Genomic DNA, 19,176 nt, shown 5'->3' with positions numbered 1-19,176 from the left:
CTTATGAAACTAGCAATTGTAACAGCATATCCACCAAGTAAAGTTACTTTAAACGAATATGCATATCATTTAGTAAAGCAGTTTAGACAAAAAGAAAATGTAACTGAATTAATACTATTAACTGATAAAACAGAAGGAGAAAAAGACTTAGAATTTACCGAAGCAGGTTGTAAAATTACTGTAAAAGAATGCTGGGAATTTAATAGCTATAAAAACATTGTTTCTGTAACTAAAGCAATCAACGACACTAAACCAGATTCAGTTTTGTTCAATTTACAATTTATGAAGTTTGGAGATAAAAAAGTAGCAGCAGCTTTAGGATTAATGTTGCCATTAGTTTGCAGATTGAAACGTATTCCAAACATTGTATTATTACATAACATTTTAGAAGAAGTAGATTTAGGAAATGCAGGTTTTACATCTAATAAAATAATGCAAAAAGTGTATGGTTTTATAGGAAGCACATTAACACGATTAATACTCCAAGCAGATACTGTTGCTGTAACAATGCAAAAATATGTTGACATTTTAGAAAGCAAGTACAATGCTAAAAATGTAACATTAATTCCTCATGGTACTTTTGAAGTAGCTGAAGAGCCAAATTATCAAATCCCTGAAGGACCAATGCAAATTATGACCTTTGGTAAGTTTGGAACTTACAAAAAAGTTGAAGGTATGATTGAAGCTGTAGAGCTTGTAAGAGAACGTACAGGATTAGATTTAGAAGTAGTTATTGCAGGAACAGATAACCCTAACGTACCAGGATATTTGGCTAAAGTTCAAGAAGATTATAAGCATGTGCCACAAGTAAGATTTACAGGTTATGTTGAAGAAGAAGATGTACCAGTAATTTTTAATGAAAGTGCAGTTGTTGTATTCCCTTATACATCTACAACAGGAAGTTCTGGTGTTTTACACCAAGCAGGAAGTTATGGAAAGGCTGTTGTAATGCCAGATTTAGGAGACTTAGCATTATTAGTAAAAGATGAAGGATACCAAGGTGAGTTTTTTGAGCCAACATCTGTAGAGAGTTTAGCAAATGCTATTGAAGCAATTGTGGTAAACGACAACTATAGAGAGCAATTAGGACAAGCTAATTATAAAGCAGCTACAGCATTTCCTATGTCAACAATAGCTGATATGTACCTAAATAATTTTGAGCAAATTATAGATAGAAAAATCAATAGAGGAGAAGTGAGTACTTCAGAAATTATTCTCTAGAAATATATTTAAAAGAAAGTTTTTTGGTATTATTTTTATTAATGAAACCAAATTGTTTTTGAGTGTTTTTGAGCCAAGGAAGTCTACCAACGACTTCCTTTGGTATTTTATCAAAGTCGTATAAGGTCCAAGACATAAATTGTAAATTGTTTTTTGCAATGATACTTTGGGCTTTTTTATGATAATTAGCTTGGTCTTCTTCTGAAGCGCCAAACGGATTCCAAAATCCAGAATAAGATGATAATCCAAATTCTTGTAGCACTAATGGTTTGTCTGTTTTAGATTTTAGCGTTTTAATTTCGGTATCTAAATTGTCTAAATCTTCGTAATAATGAAACGAAACTATATCAACATCATTTTTTAATATAGTAGCACTTTTGGTGTTTGACCAACCAATGGTAACAGGATGAGTACTATCAACAGATTTTACCAAATCAATCATGTTATCTAACCAAGCAATAACATTATCTTTCCCTCTAGACTCAAAATCTAAATTAGGTTCATTTTTAATATCCCAAGCAAGTAAAGCGTTATGATTTTTTAGTGCGTTTACAATGGTTTCAGCATGTCGTTGATTTAAGGTCCAATTTAGTACAGAGTAATCTCCGTAAAAATCAAATAAGGTTACAACAACTTTTAACTTGTTTTCTTCAGCTGCATCTAGAGTTTGTTGTAGTTTGTTAAGTTTTTCGGGGTTTACATTGGCTTTACCAAAATCATCATATTGCACAAAAATTCTAACCGAATTTAATCCAGCATCTTTTATAATTTTAAAGTCTTTGCTAATAGTGTCTTTAGAAAAACTATCACCAAACATATTCCAAGGATTTGCTTGCGGATAATAGTTTATTCCTTTTATGCTCAAAGGACTAACTGAAACAGATTTTGGTGCTGCATTGTCTGCATTAGTTGTTTCTTTTATAAAATGTCTAATACGCCAAAAACCATCTTCTAAAAGTAAAACCACTTTGTAGGTAGAGACTTCTTTGGTTTCTAGTAGTTGTTTTTTGTTTTGAAATACACGTTTGTATTCCTGTACATCACGATCAGTGATTACTGCTAGTTGTCCGTCTTCACTAAAAAACTCTAATGTGATATTGTGACTTAAAGTAGTAGATTCTACAGTGATATTTTTAGAACTGTTTAGTGCAATAAATTGGTATATATTTTCTCTTGCACTATCAGTAAAATAATCTTCTATGCCATTTTTTATGTTGGTTTTATAAGCAACATGCCTAACATACCACGCATCTAAATAATCATTTTGAATTGCTTTTAGGTTTTCACTATCAATGGGTCTGCCTTCGTTGTTTGTAGATTGCCAATGTACTTTAGGTAAATATTGATCTATCTTTTTTATTTCTGTATGTAGCATTGCACTTCTGTCAGCACCTGTATTTAAGTAGCTGTATAAAGCGCTCACTCCAAAAATAATCAATGCAATAATTACTATATACGAAACCAAAAGTGCAGCACGCAATATGTTTTTATTAAGGCTTACCATAGTGTTTTATTTTTAAAGTTTTTTTCTATGCCAGCAGCAATAACCGTAAAGTCATATTGTCCTTTAAGGTAAATGTTTTCGTTAATATTAAAACTTACAAAACCATTATAAGAGGTTTTTATTTCAGACTGAATAAGTGCATTGTTTTTGTAAATTTGAAGCGTTACCTGCAAGCCGTCAGGAATCATTTGTTGCATGAAACTTTGTAAAGGACCAACGTTTATAGTTCGGTTGTTTTTTGAAAAAGCAACATCAAAGTCATCTATTGCTTGCTTGTATTTTATGGTAATTTCATCACTTTCAGCCATACCATCAATAAAGGCTTTAACTACCCAATTGTCACTATAATCAGGATGAATCATTTTTGCAGTAGCAACACCATCAATAGTTGTTCCGGAGGTTTTTAAAATATTTCCTTGACTATTTGTAATAATAAAAGTTACAAATGTACCGTCGCTTACAGTGTTATTAAATCGGTCTTTTATAATTGATGTTGAAAAAGTTGTTATTTGATTTCCGTCGGCATATTCATGAGGACGTTTTGAATAAATATTGAAATTTGAAGGTATTGCAGCAGTAACATTAATGGTAAACTCTTTAGAATTTGTGCTTAAACTTTCAGAAGAAATAAGCATTCTGCCATGTTCAATTTTAGAATAAATGTTTTTATAAGCAATTAAGTTATTTGTGAAAATAGCACTAGTATCTTCTGATGCTAAAAATTGATGTTTTGCATTAACCTGTGTGTTTGAAGGAACAGGATTGTCAAGTGAATCTGTTGGTATTACTACAAGCATGGTGTAATCTGTTCCGCCAGCTTCAATACTTGGCGGACCAATATAGGTTTCCATAGTGGCAACTTCAGCTTTTGGATTGATATTAAACTTTCCTGAAAGCAACGTACTGTCGTTAACAAGCTTCCAGTTTACAACGCCTGTTTTATTTGAAATTGCTTCTGGAATAGTATAAGCTAAAGTGTTATCAGTTGTTACACTCGAAATTAATGTGGAACCATAACTGCTAGAACAATAAAGTAAAGGTGTTGAGGTTTCGTTACCAGAAAATTTTAATGTAATGGCATTACCAACTTCAAACTGTGTTTTGGTAGTTAGAAGTTTTATGTCTTTTACTGATTCTTGTTGCTGAACAACAAAAAACGATGATAAAAACATCAAGCATAAAATGAACAAGTATGTGCCTTTTATTTGCATTAATTAGGGTTTCCTATATAGGTGTTAATTTCAATTTTTATATAACTAAAATCATGATGCTCAACAGGTTGTAATTGTGCAGCAGTATGATTTTGTATTCTGTTTGATATAATTTTTGAAGCAATGGCTTTGTTAGGTAAACCATTGACATAAATATTTTCCATGTTTTCAGAAATTACAGCTATAGTTTCATTGTTTAAAATATCATATTTAAAATCTTGTTTGCGCTGTTGCCTAATGCCTTCTTTTATAAATAAGTGATCAACCCAAACCATTTCTTTATTTGCATTGTAATAGGTAATAAGTAACTGTGGTATGGTTATTTCTTGAATGCCACTATTAAAAAGATTGCCATTAATTGAGCTGTTAGTAGTGTGAATGTCACTTAATACCACATTTTTATATAAATCAGAACCAGAAACATTTCCTGCCACTTGTAAGTTGAATTTAGTTGGTTGTTCTTCAAATTCAACCGGAGTAAACTCGCCAGGATTAAAAGTGTCTGGTATGGAGTCTTGCGTTTTAGACCATGCAATACCTTCAAAGTTTATTCTAAAGCTACTAGATTCTTTAGGCATTAATTTATGCTTTACATGATATTTAGCATTGTAAGTGGCTAGTTGTTTATTGGCATCGTTGTAAAGTGTGCCTTTTAAGGTGACATCAGCAGGAACATTATCAATATTTTGTACTTCGCCAACAATAGCATAGCTATTATTATGTTTTACCAATTTAGCCGAAACAACTTCTAAAACAGGTTGTTTTAAAATGTCTTCATGATGCGTTTGCTCTGTCGTGATACGTCTTCTTCCTTGGTTGAAATATTGTGTGGTATTATTTGAATACAGTTGGTCTGGTGGCAAGTCGTTATTTAATTCGTCTGGTTGTAAAAACCAATTGCCTTTAATTTTTAAAAGGGATTTGTAATCGACCTTTTCAATTTTTTCAAGAGGTGTAATCCATTGACTCGTTACTTTTGCAGAAGCAACACTGTCATTGTGCTTTGTGATTTCAGTAGTAATCGCATCCATTTTAGCATAGCTGCTTAACAAACCGTCGGTAACAGAAATTTCTAGCATGTATTGCGCAATATCAATATTGCTATTTGGGTTGATTAAACTATGAGCTTTTTCAAACTCTTTAAAATCTAAAGCATCATAATAAGCAATAATAGCATTTTCAGGACTGCGTTGCGAATCGTTTTTTAAGTAAAAAAGATAAATACCATAAAACACAGCAATAGCTAAAATAAAAGACCAAACGTGCGTTATGCGTAGCAGGTTTTTAGAAAAGTGCGAATAGTTTACTGGATATTTTAAAAAATCAGGAATTGGTTTAAAACGTGTTTTAAGCATATTAACCCATAGCATTTGAATGTTTAAAACAAAAGCAATTAAAACCGTTAAAAAAGGCATAATTCCCCAATGTATTTTTAGCCATTTAGCAACATCATCTTTTGGTAAAATAGAAGAAACAGGAGGAATGTTTAAACGTTCCCAAACCATAATGCCATTTTCTAACTGACGTAAACGTTGCCAACCACAGAAGTAAAGAATAGGGTCGTAAAACTTGTCGTTAGAAAAAATATACTTAAGATTATATTTTTCAGGTGTGGTTAAAAACTGCTGTAAAGAACCAATACCTGCAACACCTTTAAATTTTGAGTTTTCTAAACGCTCTATAGGTCGAGTGGTAAGTTCGGGTAATCGTCTTGCTGAATGGTAATTGCCATCTACAGTCATAGCATTGGTTTGTGCACTTAACCAAGCCATTTGGTCACCAAAACCAAGTGTTAAAAATCGCCACTTATCATGATCATCCTGGTTCAAGAAATTCACAATAGGAAGCATTTTTATTTTTTGCGGTTGTGATGGTCTAAAATAGCCTAAACTCATTGTGAATACAACCATAAAAACAAATAAACCAGCAAGGATACCACCAATAATACGATGGTAAATAGCACCAAATCGTGATTGAATTCTAACTTTTAAATCGCCTTCAACAAGTCGGTAGGCAAATTCACCAAGCATAGGTATAGACATAATAGATGCCCAAAGTGTAAATCTATCTAACGTTAAAATATTGAAAGCAGTTTCACCAAGCATTTTTCTAGGGATAGGTGTTGTGCCTCCAGTTCCTAAAACGGTTAATATTGTTATGGATAACCCAAAAAACAAATAACGCTTACTGTAATATCTGTAAAAAATGTAAGGAAGTAGAATAAGTAAAACGCCCCAAGGAATTAAAAAGAAAACTAAACCAGAAGACGTAATCTCAAGAAAATTATCTCTAGAGCCATGCGGAATAGGGACTTGTGTAATTGGGTTAGCTTTTGAGTTTAACCAATAAGGAAATATACAGCCAACAATAAGCACTAAAGAACAGCCACCAAAAACAACAATGCGTTTAAAAAGTTTAAAAAAGCTACTTAAAAATACTTTAAAAGTAACAGCTTTCATGGTGCCAACTTGCTCTTTTGAAACATCCATAAGCACCATACCTATCAAAGGAAATATAAAAAAGACCATCCCAAAAATAGGTGTCACATGATGAGACGTAACAGTAACAGCAATCAATGATAAAGAGGTTGCTAAATACCATTTCTTACCAGTTTTAAGCCATAAGTATATTTCTGGTAAGGCATGCATTAAAACTGAAATACCAACAATGCTTGGTAGTTGCCCAAAAATATGTAGCGTTTCAACAAACGAAGAGGAGAACACAGCCAAAACTGATGCGTATCCTGCAACGGTTTTGTTTCCAGTCATCATTAATGAAAACCTATAAGCACCAGTTATGAAAAGAACAATAGCAATAAGCGCGACACTAAATAGACCAAATTTTAAACCACCAATTAAAGAAAGTAACGCTATACTTTGGTGAACTAATGGCGGGTAACTTTGTACAGTAAAGCCAGTATACCATTTATAATTCCAGGGTTCAAACCAACTGTTAGCGTAATGATCAGCAAAAAACAAATGAATTAATGCATCATACGTAGTCTCTAATGTAAAAAAGATAGAACTACCATGAAACGCTAAACCAAGTAGGAGCGCAGTAATTAAATATTTGTTTGAAGTTTCTTTCATTTAAGGTTAAACATTTCAGCAATGTAAAGATAAATAAATTAGATAGTGGTTCATTTTTTAATCATCTACAGCAATCTACCATTCGTCGACACTAAAATATAGGTTAAACTAAAATTATCTTTTTAGAGCGTCTTTGAGAGTACTTTTGGAGTATCAAAAACAATTAAAAATAATTCATTATGAAAGTTTTAGCAATAGATGATCAACAATTAGTGTTATTACCACTTCAAAAAAGATTAATAGAATTAGGTTACGATGTAAAAATTGAAACTAAAGGTAAAGATGGAATTGAAACATACAATTCATACCAACCAGATTTAGTAATTGTAGATGTAAACATGCCAGATATTTCTGGATTAGATGTTGTAAAACACATAAGAATTACTAAAAAAGCACAAACACCAATTATGGTATTGTCTGGAGACACTAAAGATGAAACAATAACTGAAGGTTTTGAATTAGGAATAGATGACTACATGAAAAAACCTTTGAGCTTAAACGAAATCAGCGCTCGTGTAAAACGATTAATAGGTGCGCCAAAAGTTATATCAGCTGTGGAAAAAAGTGATGTTATGATTCAACAACGTTGCGTAGGTGTTGTAATCCCTTGTTATAATGAAGAAGAGCGTTTATTAAGTGATGAGTTTTTGAGCTATATAGATAAGAATTCAGGATATCACCTTTGTTTTGTAAACGACGGAAGCAAGGACAATACTCTTAAGGTTTTAAAAGAGCTTCAAAAAGGAAGAGAAGACTTTATAACTGTGTATGACTGTGAGAAAAATGGCGGAAAAGCAGAAGCTGTAAGATTAGGTATGTTACACATGGCAAAAAAAGCCGATTTAGATTACATAGGATTTTTAGATGCCGATTTATCTACAGATTTATCAGATTTTGACGATTTAGTAAAAACTATTGAAACTTCAAATTTTAAAATTGTAAGCGGTTCTAGAATATCTAGAATGGGAGCTAATATTACCAAAGAGTCTGCTCGTAAAATAATAAGCTTAACAATCAATTTTATAATCAGAAAGATTTTAAAAATGGATTTTAAAGACACACAATGTGGAGCTAAAATCTTTAGTAAAGATGTTATAGAAGTAGCTTTTAAAGATAAGTTTGTTACACAATGGATTTTTGATGTAGAAATCTTTAAAAGAATGAGTCAACACTTTGGCTTAAAACAAGCAAAGGCATTGCTTTGTGAACAGCCATTAAAAAGATGGATACACGCAGATGGTTCTAAACTATCAATGAAAGATTCTGTAAAAATTGTAATGCAGTTAGCTCAAATAGCTTGGGTGTATCGAGGGAAATCGTCTAAAAAAGATATTAAACTAGAAAAAGTAAACTTTGAGTTAAACTAAGTTATTACTCAAATTTTCAAACTCGTAAAACCATTATTTGTTTTATTATTGCAAAATAATATTCTACAACATGAGCGTTTTACAAACATTACAAGAAAGAAGCAATACTAGCTGTGAACTTTGTGGTTCAAAAACAGGTTTAAAACAATACAATATTCCTCCAGCATTAAATGAAACTGTAGATACAAGTATTCTTGCATGCGAAACCTGTTTTAATCAAATTGAAGGTAATGAAGATATGGATGCTAACCACTGGCGTTGTTTAAACGATAGCATGTGGAGCGAACACAAAGCAGTACAAGTAATAGCTTGGAGAATGTTACAAAGACTTCGTAAAGAAGGTTGGCCACAAGACTTACTAGATATGATGTATCTAGATGACGAAACAATGGCATTTGCAAAAGAAACAGGTGAGCATAAAGACGACAGCGAAAAGATTATTCATAGAGACTCCAATGGTGTAATATTGGAACATGGTGATTCTGTAGTGCTTATTAAAGACCTTAAAGTAAAAGGCTCAAGTATGGTAGCTAAGCAAGGAACAGCTGTTCGCAACATTCGTTTAGATCATGAAAACGCTACTTATATTGAAGGAAAAGTAGACGGACAACAAATAGTTATTGTTACCGAGTATGTAAAAAAACTTTAATCATCCTTTTTCTTTCTACTGAATAGCCCTAAACCTAAGGGTAAAAAGATAAACAAGAAGAAAAATTTACCGCTTACTAGACCATAAATTGTAATGAGTAACGCAATAGTTAGTATTAAATAAGTGTGTTTGTTTTTCATTTCAGTTTGTTTGTCTAAAACCATAAGGCGTCATGCCTTTAACAGATTTGAACTGTCTGTTGAAATTGGACATATTATTAAATCCGCAGTGTTCAGCTATTTGAGCAATAGTAATTTCTTTATCTAAAATTAATTGTTTGCAGGCATGCTCAATTCTTAGCTCATTTAAAAATTGAATATAAGTTTTATTGGTACGTTTTTTAAAGTATTTACAAAATGCGTTTTTGGTCATTGCTGCAATTTCTGAAATCGTTTCAAGTGTAATGTTTTCATGAAAATGATTCATAGTATACTCAAAAACATTTCGCATTCTCGTACCTTCATTATCAGTGTATTTTTTGTCGTATATAAAAGAAGATAAACTTTTATAGTTTGCTGAAGACGTCAGTTTTAAAAGCTGAAGCAAGATGATCAGTCGGTTTAATTTTGAAGCATTTTCTAATTTAAAAAACAGTTCACTTGCTAGTTTTTGTTTAGATGTAAGTTTAAATCCGTGAGTTGCTCTTTTAAAAAAAGGTTGAACCTCTTTCAGTTCTTCAAGTTGAAAAAAAGTGCTTCCAAAAGTCTTTTTAGTAAAAAATAATGTTAGCATGTGTGATGTGTTACACGTACTATCATCACTTTTAAACACATGAGGCAAGTTGCTGCCAATAATAAGTATGTCACCTTTAGAATAGTAGTTAATAGTATCGCCAACTAGTAAAGTACCTTCACCTTCAACAATAAAACTCATTTGTATTTCTTCGTGTTGATGTAGCTTGTCATAAAAAATAGCTGCGTTATCAACTTGATAGACAAAAGCATCTTTTTCAGGTTTAGGAATTTTAAAAGGTAATACTCGCATTGAAAACTGCTATCTTATTTCTATGAAAAAAGTTCTTATAATTAAATACTACTCAAAATTAAGTATAAATATACTAAACTGGATAATATAATATTAATCAAGGATAACTGCTTATTAATTTTTTAGTCGATTGTTACTCTAAATTTACACTATCAAAAAAAACGTAATTTATGAGTATACAATGGAAAGGCGTTATGCCAGCAGTTACCACAAAGTTTACTGACACTGATGAACTAGATTTAAAAATGTTTGAAAAAAATATCAATGCTCAGTTAGAAGCTGGTGTACATGGTATTGTTTTAGGAGGAACTTTAGGAGAAGCGAGTACGTTGTTAGATGAAGAAAAGCGTATTCTAACAAAAACTACAGTAAATCTAGTAAATTCAAGAGTTCCTGTGTTGGTTAATGTGGCAGAACAAAGTACCAAAGCTGCAATTGCTACAGCTCAAAAAGCTGAAGATGATGGAGCACAAGCACTCATGATGTTGCCTCCAATGCGCTATAAATCTGGAGATAAAGAAACTGTAGAATACTTTAAAGCAGTAGCAAATAATACCTCATTGCCAATAATGATTTATAACAATCCTGTTGACTATAAGGTAGAGGTGAGTTTAGATATGTTTGAAGAATTACTCAAGTGCAATAACATTGAAGCAGTAAAAGAGTCCACGCGAGATATCTCTAACGTTACTAGAATTAAAAACCGATTTGGTGACCGATTAAAAATCATGACAGGAGTTGATACCTTAGCTTTAGAAAGTCTGCTCATGGGAGCAGATGGCTGGATTGCTGGTTTGGTTTGCGCGTTTCCAGCAGAAACTGTTGCAATTTACGAACTTCAAAAAGCAGGACGCATTAAGGAAGCAATTGACATTTATAGATGGTTTTTGCCGTTGTTGGAGTTAGATATAAATCCTAAATTAGTACAAAATATTAAACTCGCTGAAGTTTATACTAAAATAGGAACCGAAAATGTTCGTGCTCCTCGTTTGCCATTGTATGGAGAAGAGCGCAAACAGGTTATAAAAATCATAGAAAAGAGTCTGGAAAATCGACCAAAACTTCCAGATTATAAAAATTTATAAACTAATTTGGGTGTTCCCACGCAAAAAGCGTGGTCAGGCTTTCGGCACTCGCTTTTACCTTTTGTCATTCCGCACTTCGGTTCGGAATCCTTAAAAGCTAAAGAGCTCAAACAAAGCCTCAATCCTTAACACAAAAAAAATGTTAGACATAAGACCAACATGCGAACATTGTAATAAATCATTGCCTTATGATTCTCGGGAGGCAATGATATGCACGTTTGAATGCACATTTTGTAAGGATTGTGTAGAAAACGTTTTACAGCATGTATGTCCTAATTGTGGAGGCGATTTTGAGAAACGACCAATACGACCAAAACAACTTTTAAAAAAATACCCTGTTTCAACAAAAGTAGTTTTTAAACCAGTAGATGTTGAAGCACATTTAAAACGAATTAATAAAAATTAGACTTTGTCATTCCGCACTTGATGCGGAATCCATAAGTAAAACAAATAGATTCTGCGTCGTAGCGCAGAATGACAATAAGAAATATGATAACCGGAAAAAACTACATAGGAAACAATTTATCATCTAAAGGAACAAAGCAGTATAACACGTTTAATCCGCAGCTCAATATAAAAAATGAGCATGTGTTTACTGAGGCAACTGCAGAAGAAATTGATGAAGCAGTTGCATTGGCAACAAGTGCTTTTAAAGTGTTTAGGTCAATCTCAAAAGATAAAAAAGCAGCATTTTTAAACACGATAGCCGATGAAATTTTAGCTCTAGACGATTTGCTGATAAAAACCTATTGTTCAGAATCCGGATTACCTGAAGGCAGAGCAAAAGGAGAACGAGGTAGAACAGTAATGCAATTGCGCATGTTTGCCGATTTAGTAAATGAAGGCTCATGGGTTGATGCTACAATAGATACAGCATTACCCAACAGAGAACCAGCTCCAAAACCCGATTTACGTAAAATGTATATTCCTTTAGGTCCAGTAGTGGTGTTTGGAGCAAGTAATTTCCCCTTAGCATATTCAACTGCTGGTGGTGATACAGCTGCAGCTTTTGCTGCTGGTTGTCCTGTTATTGTAAAATCACATCCTATGCACGCAGGAACAGGAGAATTAGTAGCTTCTGCAATAGTAAAAGCAGCTCAAAAAACAGGAATGCCAAACGGAGTGTTTTCAAATTTAAATAGTAGCGGAATTGAAGTTGGAGAGCAACTGGTTAAACATTCAGGAGTTAAAGCAGTAGGATTTACAGGAAGTATTAATGGAGGAAGAGCATTGTACGATTTAGCTGCTCAACGCGATGAACCAATTCCTGTGTTTGCTGAAATGGGAAGTGTAAACCCTGTTGTGATGCTTCCAAAATCCATAAAAAACAATTATGAGAGTTTAGCAAAAACCTATGCGAGTTCTATTACATTAGGAACAGGTCAGTTTTGTACCAATCCAGGTTTAATTTTAGGAATTAAAGGTGATGATTTAACCAATTTCATAATTAAATTATCTGAAGAAATTATAAAAATCGATCCTACTTGTATGCTACATCCTAATATTATTAATGCTTATGATGCTAAACGACAAAAGGCTGTGAATCAGGATAATTTACATGTAACTGCTGAATACGCTGAAGACGTTAAAACCAACTATGCTAGACAAACAGTTGCAACGGTTTCTGGAAAAGCATTTATAGATAATCCAACATTACACCAAGAAGTGTTTGGGCCATATTCTTTAGTTGTTGAATGTAAATCTGTAGAAGAATTAGAAGCTATTATTTCAAATTTAGAAGGTCAGCTTACAGGAACATTAATTGCTCATGATGATGAAGCTGCTCAATATCCTGAAATTGTTTCTGCATTACAAAATAGAGTAGGAAGAATCATTTTTAATGGTGTACCAACAGGAGTTGAGGTATGTCCTTCAATGACACATGGTGGTCCATATCCATCATCAACTGATAGTCGTTTTACAGCTGTTGGTATTCATTCTATAAAGCGTTGGGTACGTCCATTTAGTTATCAGGATTGGCCTAATGAATTGCTTCCTGATGAATTGAAAAATGAAAATCCACTTGAGATTTCACGTTTAGTAAATAACAAACAAACCACTGAAAAAATATGAAACGCATAAAACAAATTGCACTTATTGCATTGGTACTATGCTTTGGATGCAACAAAGACCAACAAGTTGAGAAAGCATCAAAATTAGATGAAATCATTAATAGCTATCAAGATCATGAAGGGTATGATTATAAGTCATATCCTTTAGGTCTTTTTACAAAAGAATATTATAAAACCGAAGCTGATTTTGCTCAAAAAACATTAGATGAATTAGCAAAAATTGACACGAGTAGTTTGAGCGAAACTGATAAAATTTCAGCTAAACTTTTAGCGTTTGTGCTTCAAGATCAAATTGATTATTACATGTTTGAAGAGTATTTAAACCCAATACTTTCTGATGCAGGTTTTCATAGCAGTTTGACTTATGAGGTAAGACCGCTTGCAAATTATAACCAAGTAAAAGATTACTTAAATAAGCTTAATGCTATTCCAGAATTTGTAAATCAGCATCTGGTAAACTTAAGAGAAGGATTAGAAAAAGGGATTTCGCAACCTCTAGTTATTTTTAAAGGTTATGAATCAACTTATAACGATAATATTGTAGATAATTACCAAGATAGTTACTACTATTCGCCATTTAAGAATTTGCCTTCAGATTTAAGTGAAACTCAAAAAGACTCTGTGTTAACAGCTGCTAAAACAGCAATCGAAACTAAAGTAACACCAGAATTTAAACGCATTAAAACTTTTTTTGAAACCGAGTATTTCCCAAAAACAAGAGCAACTTTAGGTGTTTCAGAGACACCAAACGGAAAAGCACTTTATCAAAACAGAATTAACTTTTACACAACTAGTACACAATACACAGCAGACGATATTCACAATATTGGATTAAAAGAAGTTGCTCGTATAAAAGCCGAAATGGAGCAAATCATAAAAGAGTTAAATTTTGAAGGAAGCTTTGCTGACTTCTTTCATTTTTTAAGAACAGACAAGCAGTTTTATGCTGAAACTCCTGAGGAAATTTTAATGATTGCTCGTGATATGGCAAAACGTATTGATGCGCAGTTGCCAAGATATTTCAAAACCTTACCTCGTAAACCTTATGGAGTAGCTCCAGTACCAGATGCTATTGCACCAAAATATACAAGTGGTCGTTATATAGGCACTTCTAAAGAAAGCACCGATCCTGGTTATTATTGGGTAAATACTTACGATTTACCTAGTAGAACCTTGTACACCTTGCCAGCATTAACTGCTCATGAGGCAGTTCCTGGTCATCACTTACAAGGGAGCTTAAATAATGAACTAGGAGACAGTATTCCGCAGTTTAGAAAAAATTTATACCTCTCAGTTTATGGAGAAGGTTGGGGATTATATTCAGAATATTTAGCTGATGAAATGGGTATATACACAACGCCTTATGAACAATTCGGAAAATTAACTTACGAAATGTGGCGTGCTTGCCGATTGGTAGTTGATACAGGAATACATGCAAAAGGATGGACGCGAGAGCAAGTAGTAGATTATATGTCATCAAATACTGCATTATCACTACATGAAATTAATACCGAAACTGACAGATACATTTCATGGCCAGGACAAGCGCTATCTTATAAAATTGGAGAATTGAAAATAAGAGAGCTACGTCAAAAAGCAGAAAAAGAATTAGGCGCTAAGTTTGATATTAGAGCATTTCATGAAATAATTTTAGAACAAGGCACAGTAACCTTGTCAATCCTTGAAGAGCGAGTGAATAACTACATTCAAAAAGTAAATGAGTAAAAGTACTTTTGTTTGCATTGATGCGCATACCTGCGGAAATCCTGTTAGGCTTATAAAAGAAGGAGGGCCAAAACTTATTGGTAAAACAATGAGCGAAAAACGCCAGCATTTTTTAAAAGACTTTGACTGGATACGAAAAGGATTAATGTTTGAACCACGAGGTCACGACATGATGAGTGGTTCAATTTTATATCCACCACACAATCCAGAAAATGATTTTTCTATTTTGTTTATTGAAACTTCAGGATGCTTGCCAATGTGCGGACATGGTACTATAGGAACAATTACCATTGCTATTGTAGAGGGATTGATTACTCCTAAAACACCTGGAAAAATAAAAATGGAAGCTCCTGCTGGTTTGGTAGATATAGAATATCAACAAACAGGTAAAAAAGTAGATTGGGTTAAGCTAACTAACGTGAAAAGTTATTTAGCTGCAGAAAACTTATCTGTTGAATGTCCTGAATTAGGTGAAATTAAGTTTGATGTTGCTTACGGAGGAAATTTTTATGCTATCGTTGACCCACAAGATAATTTTTCAGGAGTTCATGATTTTTCAGCATCAAAAATTATCCAATACTCACAAGTGGTAAGACAGCGCATTAATGAAAAATATCCTAATCAATTTATACATCCTGAAAATGAAACTATAAAAGATGTCTCACACATGCTCTGGACAGGAAACCCTATTGATGCTAATTCATCAGGTAGAAATGCGGTGTTTTATGGTGATAAAGCCATAGATAGAAGTCCATGTGGTACAGGAACTTCAGCTAGAATGGCACAGTTGTACGCAAAAGGAAAGCTGAAGGTTGGAGAAGATTTTATTCACGAAAGTTTTATAGGTAGTAAATTTATAGGACGTGTTGAAAAAGAAGCAACTTTAGATAATAAATTAGCCATAATACCAAGTATTCAAGGTTGGGCAAAAATTTATGGACATAATACAATAACTATAGATACTAAAGACGATCCTTATGCGTATGGTTTTCAAGTGATTTAAGACTGAGACAATGAAACAATGAAATAATGAAATAATGATGCATTTATGGAAAAGTCAGAATTTGTAGAATCAATAAAGAAAAGAACAAAGCAATTGGCTGTCGATATTATTTTGCTTTATGATGAAATTCAGAAAACTGAAGCAACCAGAGTTATTGGTAGGCAACTTATTCGATCTGCAACTTCCACTGCAGCAAATTATAGAGCTGCTTGTATTTCACGTTCAAAAAAAGAATTTTTCTCGAAAATGTCTATTGTAGTTGAAGAGGCTGATGAGACTTTATTTTGGTTAGAAATTTTAAATGATTCTAATTTAGTTTCTGTTAAACATCTTACACCTTTAATTAACGAAGCACTTGAAATTGTAAAAATAGTTTCTAAAGCTAGAAAAAGTACAGGAACAAATAATTAGTTTTATGAAGCACTATTTCATTAAATCATTAAATCCATGAAGCATTGTATAATAATTGGAGGCGGAATTATTGGTTTATGTTCTGCGTATTATCTTCAAAAGGAAGGTCACCAAGTAACTGTTGTTGATCAATCTGGTATGGACTCAGGAGCTTCTTATGTAAATGCAGGTTATTTGTCACCAAGTCATATTGTTCCGCTTTCTGCTCCTGGAGTTATGAAAAAAGGATTGAAATGGATGTTTAATTCATCAAGTCCGTTATACATCAAACCTAGATTAGAATCTGATTTTCTAAAATGGGTCTTAGCGTTTAATAAGTCGTGTAATGCTAATCATGTTAAAAAAGCAATTCCTGCCATAAAATCTATTTCATTGTTGAGTCAGGACTTGTATGATGATATAAAGCAAACTGAAAACTTTTCATTTCATTATGAAAAGAAAGGGCTTTTAATGTTGTGTCAAACAGAGAAAATGCTTGAAGAAGAAGTTAAAACAGCACATTTAGCTAAGCGAGAAGGGTTAGATGCATCAGAAATTAGTCTTCAAGATCTGAAAACATTAGAACCTAACGTCAACATAAATGTTAAAGGTGCAACGTATTATAAATGCGATTCACATACTACACCACATGAGTTTATGGCTGAAATGAAAACATATTTGCAAACTGTAGGAGTTCAATTTCTTTTAAATGAAAAAGTAGAAGATTTAACGGTTGACAACGGAAAGATTTCAGAAATAAGAACAAATAAGCAATCTTTAAAGGCAGATGAGTTTGTTTTGGCTGCTGGTTCTTGGAGTAATTTGCTTAGTAAAAAATTAGGTTTAAAATTATTGTTACAAGCAGGAAAAGGCTACAGAATAAATACTACTCAGACTACTGGGATACAAATTCCTTCAATATTAACAGAAGCTAAAGTAGCAGTAACTCCTATGAATGGTTTTACGCGTTTTGCAGGTACTATGGAAATAGCAGGAATTAACAATACAATCAACAGCACTCGAGTTGAAGCCATTTCTCAAGCGACAACACGTTTTTATCCTAATGTAGAATTAACTCAACAAGAAAAACAAAATGCAGCGTGTGGTTTGCGACCAGTAACTCCTGATGGATTGCCTTATATAGGAAAATCATCAAAATGCGAAAATCTAACCATTGCAACAGGTCATGCAATGATGGGTTGGAGTATGGGAACAGCAACAGGGAAGTTAGTGTCTGAAATTATTTCAAATCATCCAACTTCGCTAGATGTGAATATTTTTACTCCTGACAGAAGGTTTTAGTAGGTAAAATACTCTAAACCTGTGTTTTGTCGACTTTTTTGCTTTGTAATTTTATCTAGTCTAGCTTTTAAGTAGTTTATCGAAAATCTTTCGGTTTTTTATTTCATTTATAGACATTTACACCATTCCCACCCGATTTTAATAGCACCAGATTTATTGTTTAACCTTATAAAATTATGTTTATGAGTCTTAAAATTACTTGCTACAACAATTTTTTTAAAGTCACTGGTGTGCTTGATAGAACTAGTGTGGATGTTTTTCATCATGAATTTAGAAATGTATTCGAAAAGTCTGATGAAATCACCATTAGTATTGAAGGCATTGAAAGTATTGATAGATATGGTGTAAGAGCATTAGCTAAACTCCATAACGAATCTATTACAAAACAAAAACGCTTGTCTATTATTGGTTTTGGATGTAAAGAGTTATACGACCACTTTAAAACTAAAGAAACAGCAGCTTAATTTATAATGCGTTTTTTTGGTGCTTAAAAAAGGCATCAGCTTGTAGTTGCATTAATTCTCGAGCTTTTTTGCGCTTGTATTGATACAACTCGTCTTCCTCAGCAATATCGCTGTAGATTTTATTGTTGATGTCTCTATCTGTTTTTAATAGAACATTTCGTTCGTTAACCTTTTGTTCAACCCAAGTTTTAACAGCAGTTTCAGCATCTTCTAGTTTGAAATCATACTCGCCTTTTGGAGATAATAGTTTTGCAAAAATAGGAGAGGTTTCAATAGCTAAAAACAGCAAAAAGATAAAAAACGAAGGCAGCCAAGGTAGTTTGCCTAAAGCATTTACACGAGCCATTAAACCATCAAAACCATCAATAATAGGTTGTGTGGTTGCAATTTGTGTGTCGTAATTGGTTTTAAGCTGAGTAATTTCAGCTTCAATAGCTTCGATTTTTGTTTTATTATCGGCTTTTAGTTGCTGTAATTCCGCTAGAGCAGTATCATGCTTATCACGTTTTTCTTTGTAAACAGGACCTTTGCCTAGTTTCATGGAGCCACTTGAGCCTTCAGCTTCAGTAATGTATGTGTCGTAAAGCGCATTAACTTCAGCTTCTTTGGTGTTGACTTGATTTCTAAGAAACTCAATATTGTTTTCTAATGCTGCAATTTCAGGAGTGTATTGTTCAGCAATTTGATTTTGATTAGCAAGTGTCATGCTATTCTTTTCTTCTAAAAGCACCTGGTTGATTTCCTTTTCAAAAATCTTTAATTCGAGTGGTTTTGAAATAACTATAGCTATAATCACTGCTAAAATTATCCTTGGAGAAGCTTGTATAAGCTCATCAATAATGTTACCTCTTTTTTTTATGGTTGATACTATAAAACGGTCGAGGTTAAAAATGAGTAATCCCCAAATAAAACCAAAAGCAACAGCTGTAAAATAATTATCAAAAACGGTATAAAGCGCATAACTAGCGGCAATAAATGCCATTACTGCAGTAAAAAAAACAGTAGCTCCAATACCTGCAAATTTGTTTTGTTCGCCAATAGAACAATTATCAAGAATATCAGTATCAGAACCAGAACAAATGATGAAGAATTTTTTTAACATAACTGATT

Annotated in this window: 17 protein-coding genes; 11 read left to right on the top strand and 6 right to left on the bottom strand. The window is 33.0% G+C overall.

Features of this window, described 5'->3' with window-relative positions; translation table 11 throughout:
* Nucleotides 1-3: 3 nt before the first annotated feature.
* Nucleotides 4-1,221 (top strand): glycosyltransferase, encoded by a 1,218-nt coding sequence (locus DMZ43_RS02795; protein WP_131506125.1) that lies wholly within the window; start codon nt 4-6, stop codon nt 1,219-1,221.
* Here DMZ43_RS02795 and DMZ43_RS02790 read toward each other — a convergent pair.
* From DMZ43_RS02790 to DMZ43_RS02780, 3 genes are read right to left on the bottom strand one after another with little or no spacing between them, the layout of a single operon-like run.
* Nucleotides 1,211-2,725, bottom strand: coding sequence for a glycoside hydrolase family 2 TIM barrel-domain containing protein (locus DMZ43_RS02790; protein ID WP_131506124.1), 1,515 nt, complete (start codon nt 2,723-2,725; stop codon nt 1,211-1,213). The genes DMZ43_RS02795 and DMZ43_RS02790 overlap by 11 nt on opposite strands.
* Nucleotides 2,719-3,936, bottom strand: a complete 1,218-nt coding sequence (locus DMZ43_RS02785; RefSeq protein ID WP_131506123.1) for a hypothetical protein — start codon at nt 3,934-3,936, stop codon at nt 2,719-2,721. The genes DMZ43_RS02790 and DMZ43_RS02785 overlap by 7 nt, the downstream gene beginning before the upstream one ends.
* Complete coding sequence (locus DMZ43_RS02780) at nt 3,936-7,025, bottom strand: hypothetical protein (RefSeq protein WP_131506122.1); 3,090 nt, start codon at nt 7,023-7,025, stop codon at nt 3,936-3,938. Before DMZ43_RS02780 ends, DMZ43_RS02785 begins: the two co-directional genes overlap by 1 nt.
* Nucleotides 7,026-7,204: 179 nt before the next feature.
* Between DMZ43_RS02780 and DMZ43_RS02775 the strand changes: the two genes are divergently transcribed.
* Both DMZ43_RS02775 and DMZ43_RS02770 read left to right on the top strand, forming a co-directional pair.
* Complete coding sequence (locus DMZ43_RS02775; RefSeq protein ID WP_131506121.1) at nt 7,205-8,392, top strand: response regulator; 1,188 nt, start codon at nt 7,205-7,207, stop codon at nt 8,390-8,392.
* A 70-nt stretch (nt 8,393-8,462) separates the two neighbouring features.
* Nucleotides 8,463-9,041 (top strand): alkylphosphonate utilization protein, encoded by a 579-nt coding sequence (locus DMZ43_RS02770; protein ID WP_131506120.1) that lies wholly within the window; start codon nt 8,463-8,465, stop codon nt 9,039-9,041.
* Here the strand turns inward: DMZ43_RS02770 and DMZ43_RS14920 are convergent.
* Nucleotides 9,038-9,181, bottom strand: a complete 144-nt coding sequence (locus tag DMZ43_RS14920; protein ID WP_187347837.1) for a hypothetical protein — start codon at nt 9,179-9,181, stop codon at nt 9,038-9,040. The two genes, DMZ43_RS02770 and DMZ43_RS14920, sit on opposite strands and share 4 nt — an antisense overlap.
* A 1-nt stretch (nt 9,182) precedes the next feature.
* Nucleotides 9,183-10,025, bottom strand: a complete 843-nt coding sequence (locus DMZ43_RS02765) for an AraC family transcriptional regulator (RefSeq protein WP_131506119.1) — start codon at nt 10,023-10,025, stop codon at nt 9,183-9,185.
* A 170-nt stretch (nt 10,026-10,195) separates the two neighbouring features.
* Here DMZ43_RS02765 and DMZ43_RS02760 point away from each other — a divergent pair, with 170 nt between their 5' ends.
* From DMZ43_RS02760 to DMZ43_RS02725, 8 genes are all read left to right on the top strand, one after another.
* Nucleotides 10,196-11,110: a dihydrodipicolinate synthase family protein gene (locus DMZ43_RS02760; RefSeq protein ID WP_131506118.1), complete on the top strand. Its 915-nt coding sequence runs from the start codon at nt 10,196-10,198 to the stop codon at nt 11,108-11,110.
* A 139-nt stretch (nt 11,111-11,249) separates the two neighbouring features.
* Entirely contained in the window at nt 11,250-11,516 is a 267-nt protein-coding gene (locus DMZ43_RS02755) for a DUF1272 domain-containing protein (protein WP_131506117.1), read from the top strand.
* Nucleotides 11,517-11,599: 83 nt separating this feature from the next.
* Nucleotides 11,600-13,183: an aldehyde dehydrogenase (NADP(+)) gene (locus DMZ43_RS02750; protein ID WP_131506116.1), complete on the top strand. Its 1,584-nt coding sequence runs from the start codon at nt 11,600-11,602 to the stop codon at nt 13,181-13,183.
* The gene (locus DMZ43_RS02745) at nt 13,180-14,907 is read left to right on the top strand and encodes a DUF885 family protein (RefSeq protein WP_131506115.1); all 1,728 of its coding nucleotides are present in this window, start codon (nt 13,180-13,182) and stop codon (nt 14,905-14,907) included. The genes DMZ43_RS02750 and DMZ43_RS02745 overlap by 4 nt, the downstream gene beginning before the upstream one ends.
* Nucleotides 14,900-15,910, top strand: a complete 1,011-nt coding sequence (locus DMZ43_RS02740) for a 4-hydroxyproline epimerase (RefSeq protein WP_131506114.1) — start codon at nt 14,900-14,902, stop codon at nt 15,908-15,910. The genes DMZ43_RS02745 and DMZ43_RS02740 overlap by 8 nt, the downstream gene beginning before the upstream one ends.
* 45 nt (nt 15,911-15,955) lie before the next feature.
* Nucleotides 15,956-16,321: a four helix bundle protein gene (locus DMZ43_RS02735; protein ID WP_131506113.1), complete on the top strand. Its 366-nt coding sequence runs from the start codon at nt 15,956-15,958 to the stop codon at nt 16,319-16,321.
* Nucleotides 16,322-16,357: 36 nt separating this feature from the next.
* Complete coding sequence (locus tag DMZ43_RS02730) at nt 16,358-17,602, top strand: FAD-binding oxidoreductase (RefSeq protein WP_131506112.1); 1,245 nt, start codon at nt 16,358-16,360, stop codon at nt 17,600-17,602.
* Between the two features lie 182 nt (nt 17,603-17,784).
* Nucleotides 17,785-18,066: an STAS domain-containing protein gene (locus DMZ43_RS02725; protein ID WP_129759465.1), complete on the top strand. Its 282-nt coding sequence runs from the start codon at nt 17,785-17,787 to the stop codon at nt 18,064-18,066.
* A gap of 1 nt (nt 18,067) precedes the next feature.
* On the opposite strand, the gene DMZ43_RS02720 is transcribed toward DMZ43_RS02725, so the two are convergent.
* Nucleotides 18,068-19,168, bottom strand: coding sequence for a DUF4407 domain-containing protein (locus DMZ43_RS02720; protein WP_131506111.1), 1,101 nt, complete (start codon nt 19,166-19,168; stop codon nt 18,068-18,070).
* Nucleotides 19,169-19,176 lie beyond the last annotated feature (8 nt).

The organism is Meridianimaribacter sp. CL38, assembly GCF_004328055.1.
GTDB classification, from domain to species: domain Bacteria; phylum Bacteroidota; class Bacteroidia; order Flavobacteriales; family Flavobacteriaceae; genus Gaetbulibacter_B; species Gaetbulibacter_B jejuensis.
This window is presented reverse-complemented; position numbering and strand designations above follow the sequence as displayed.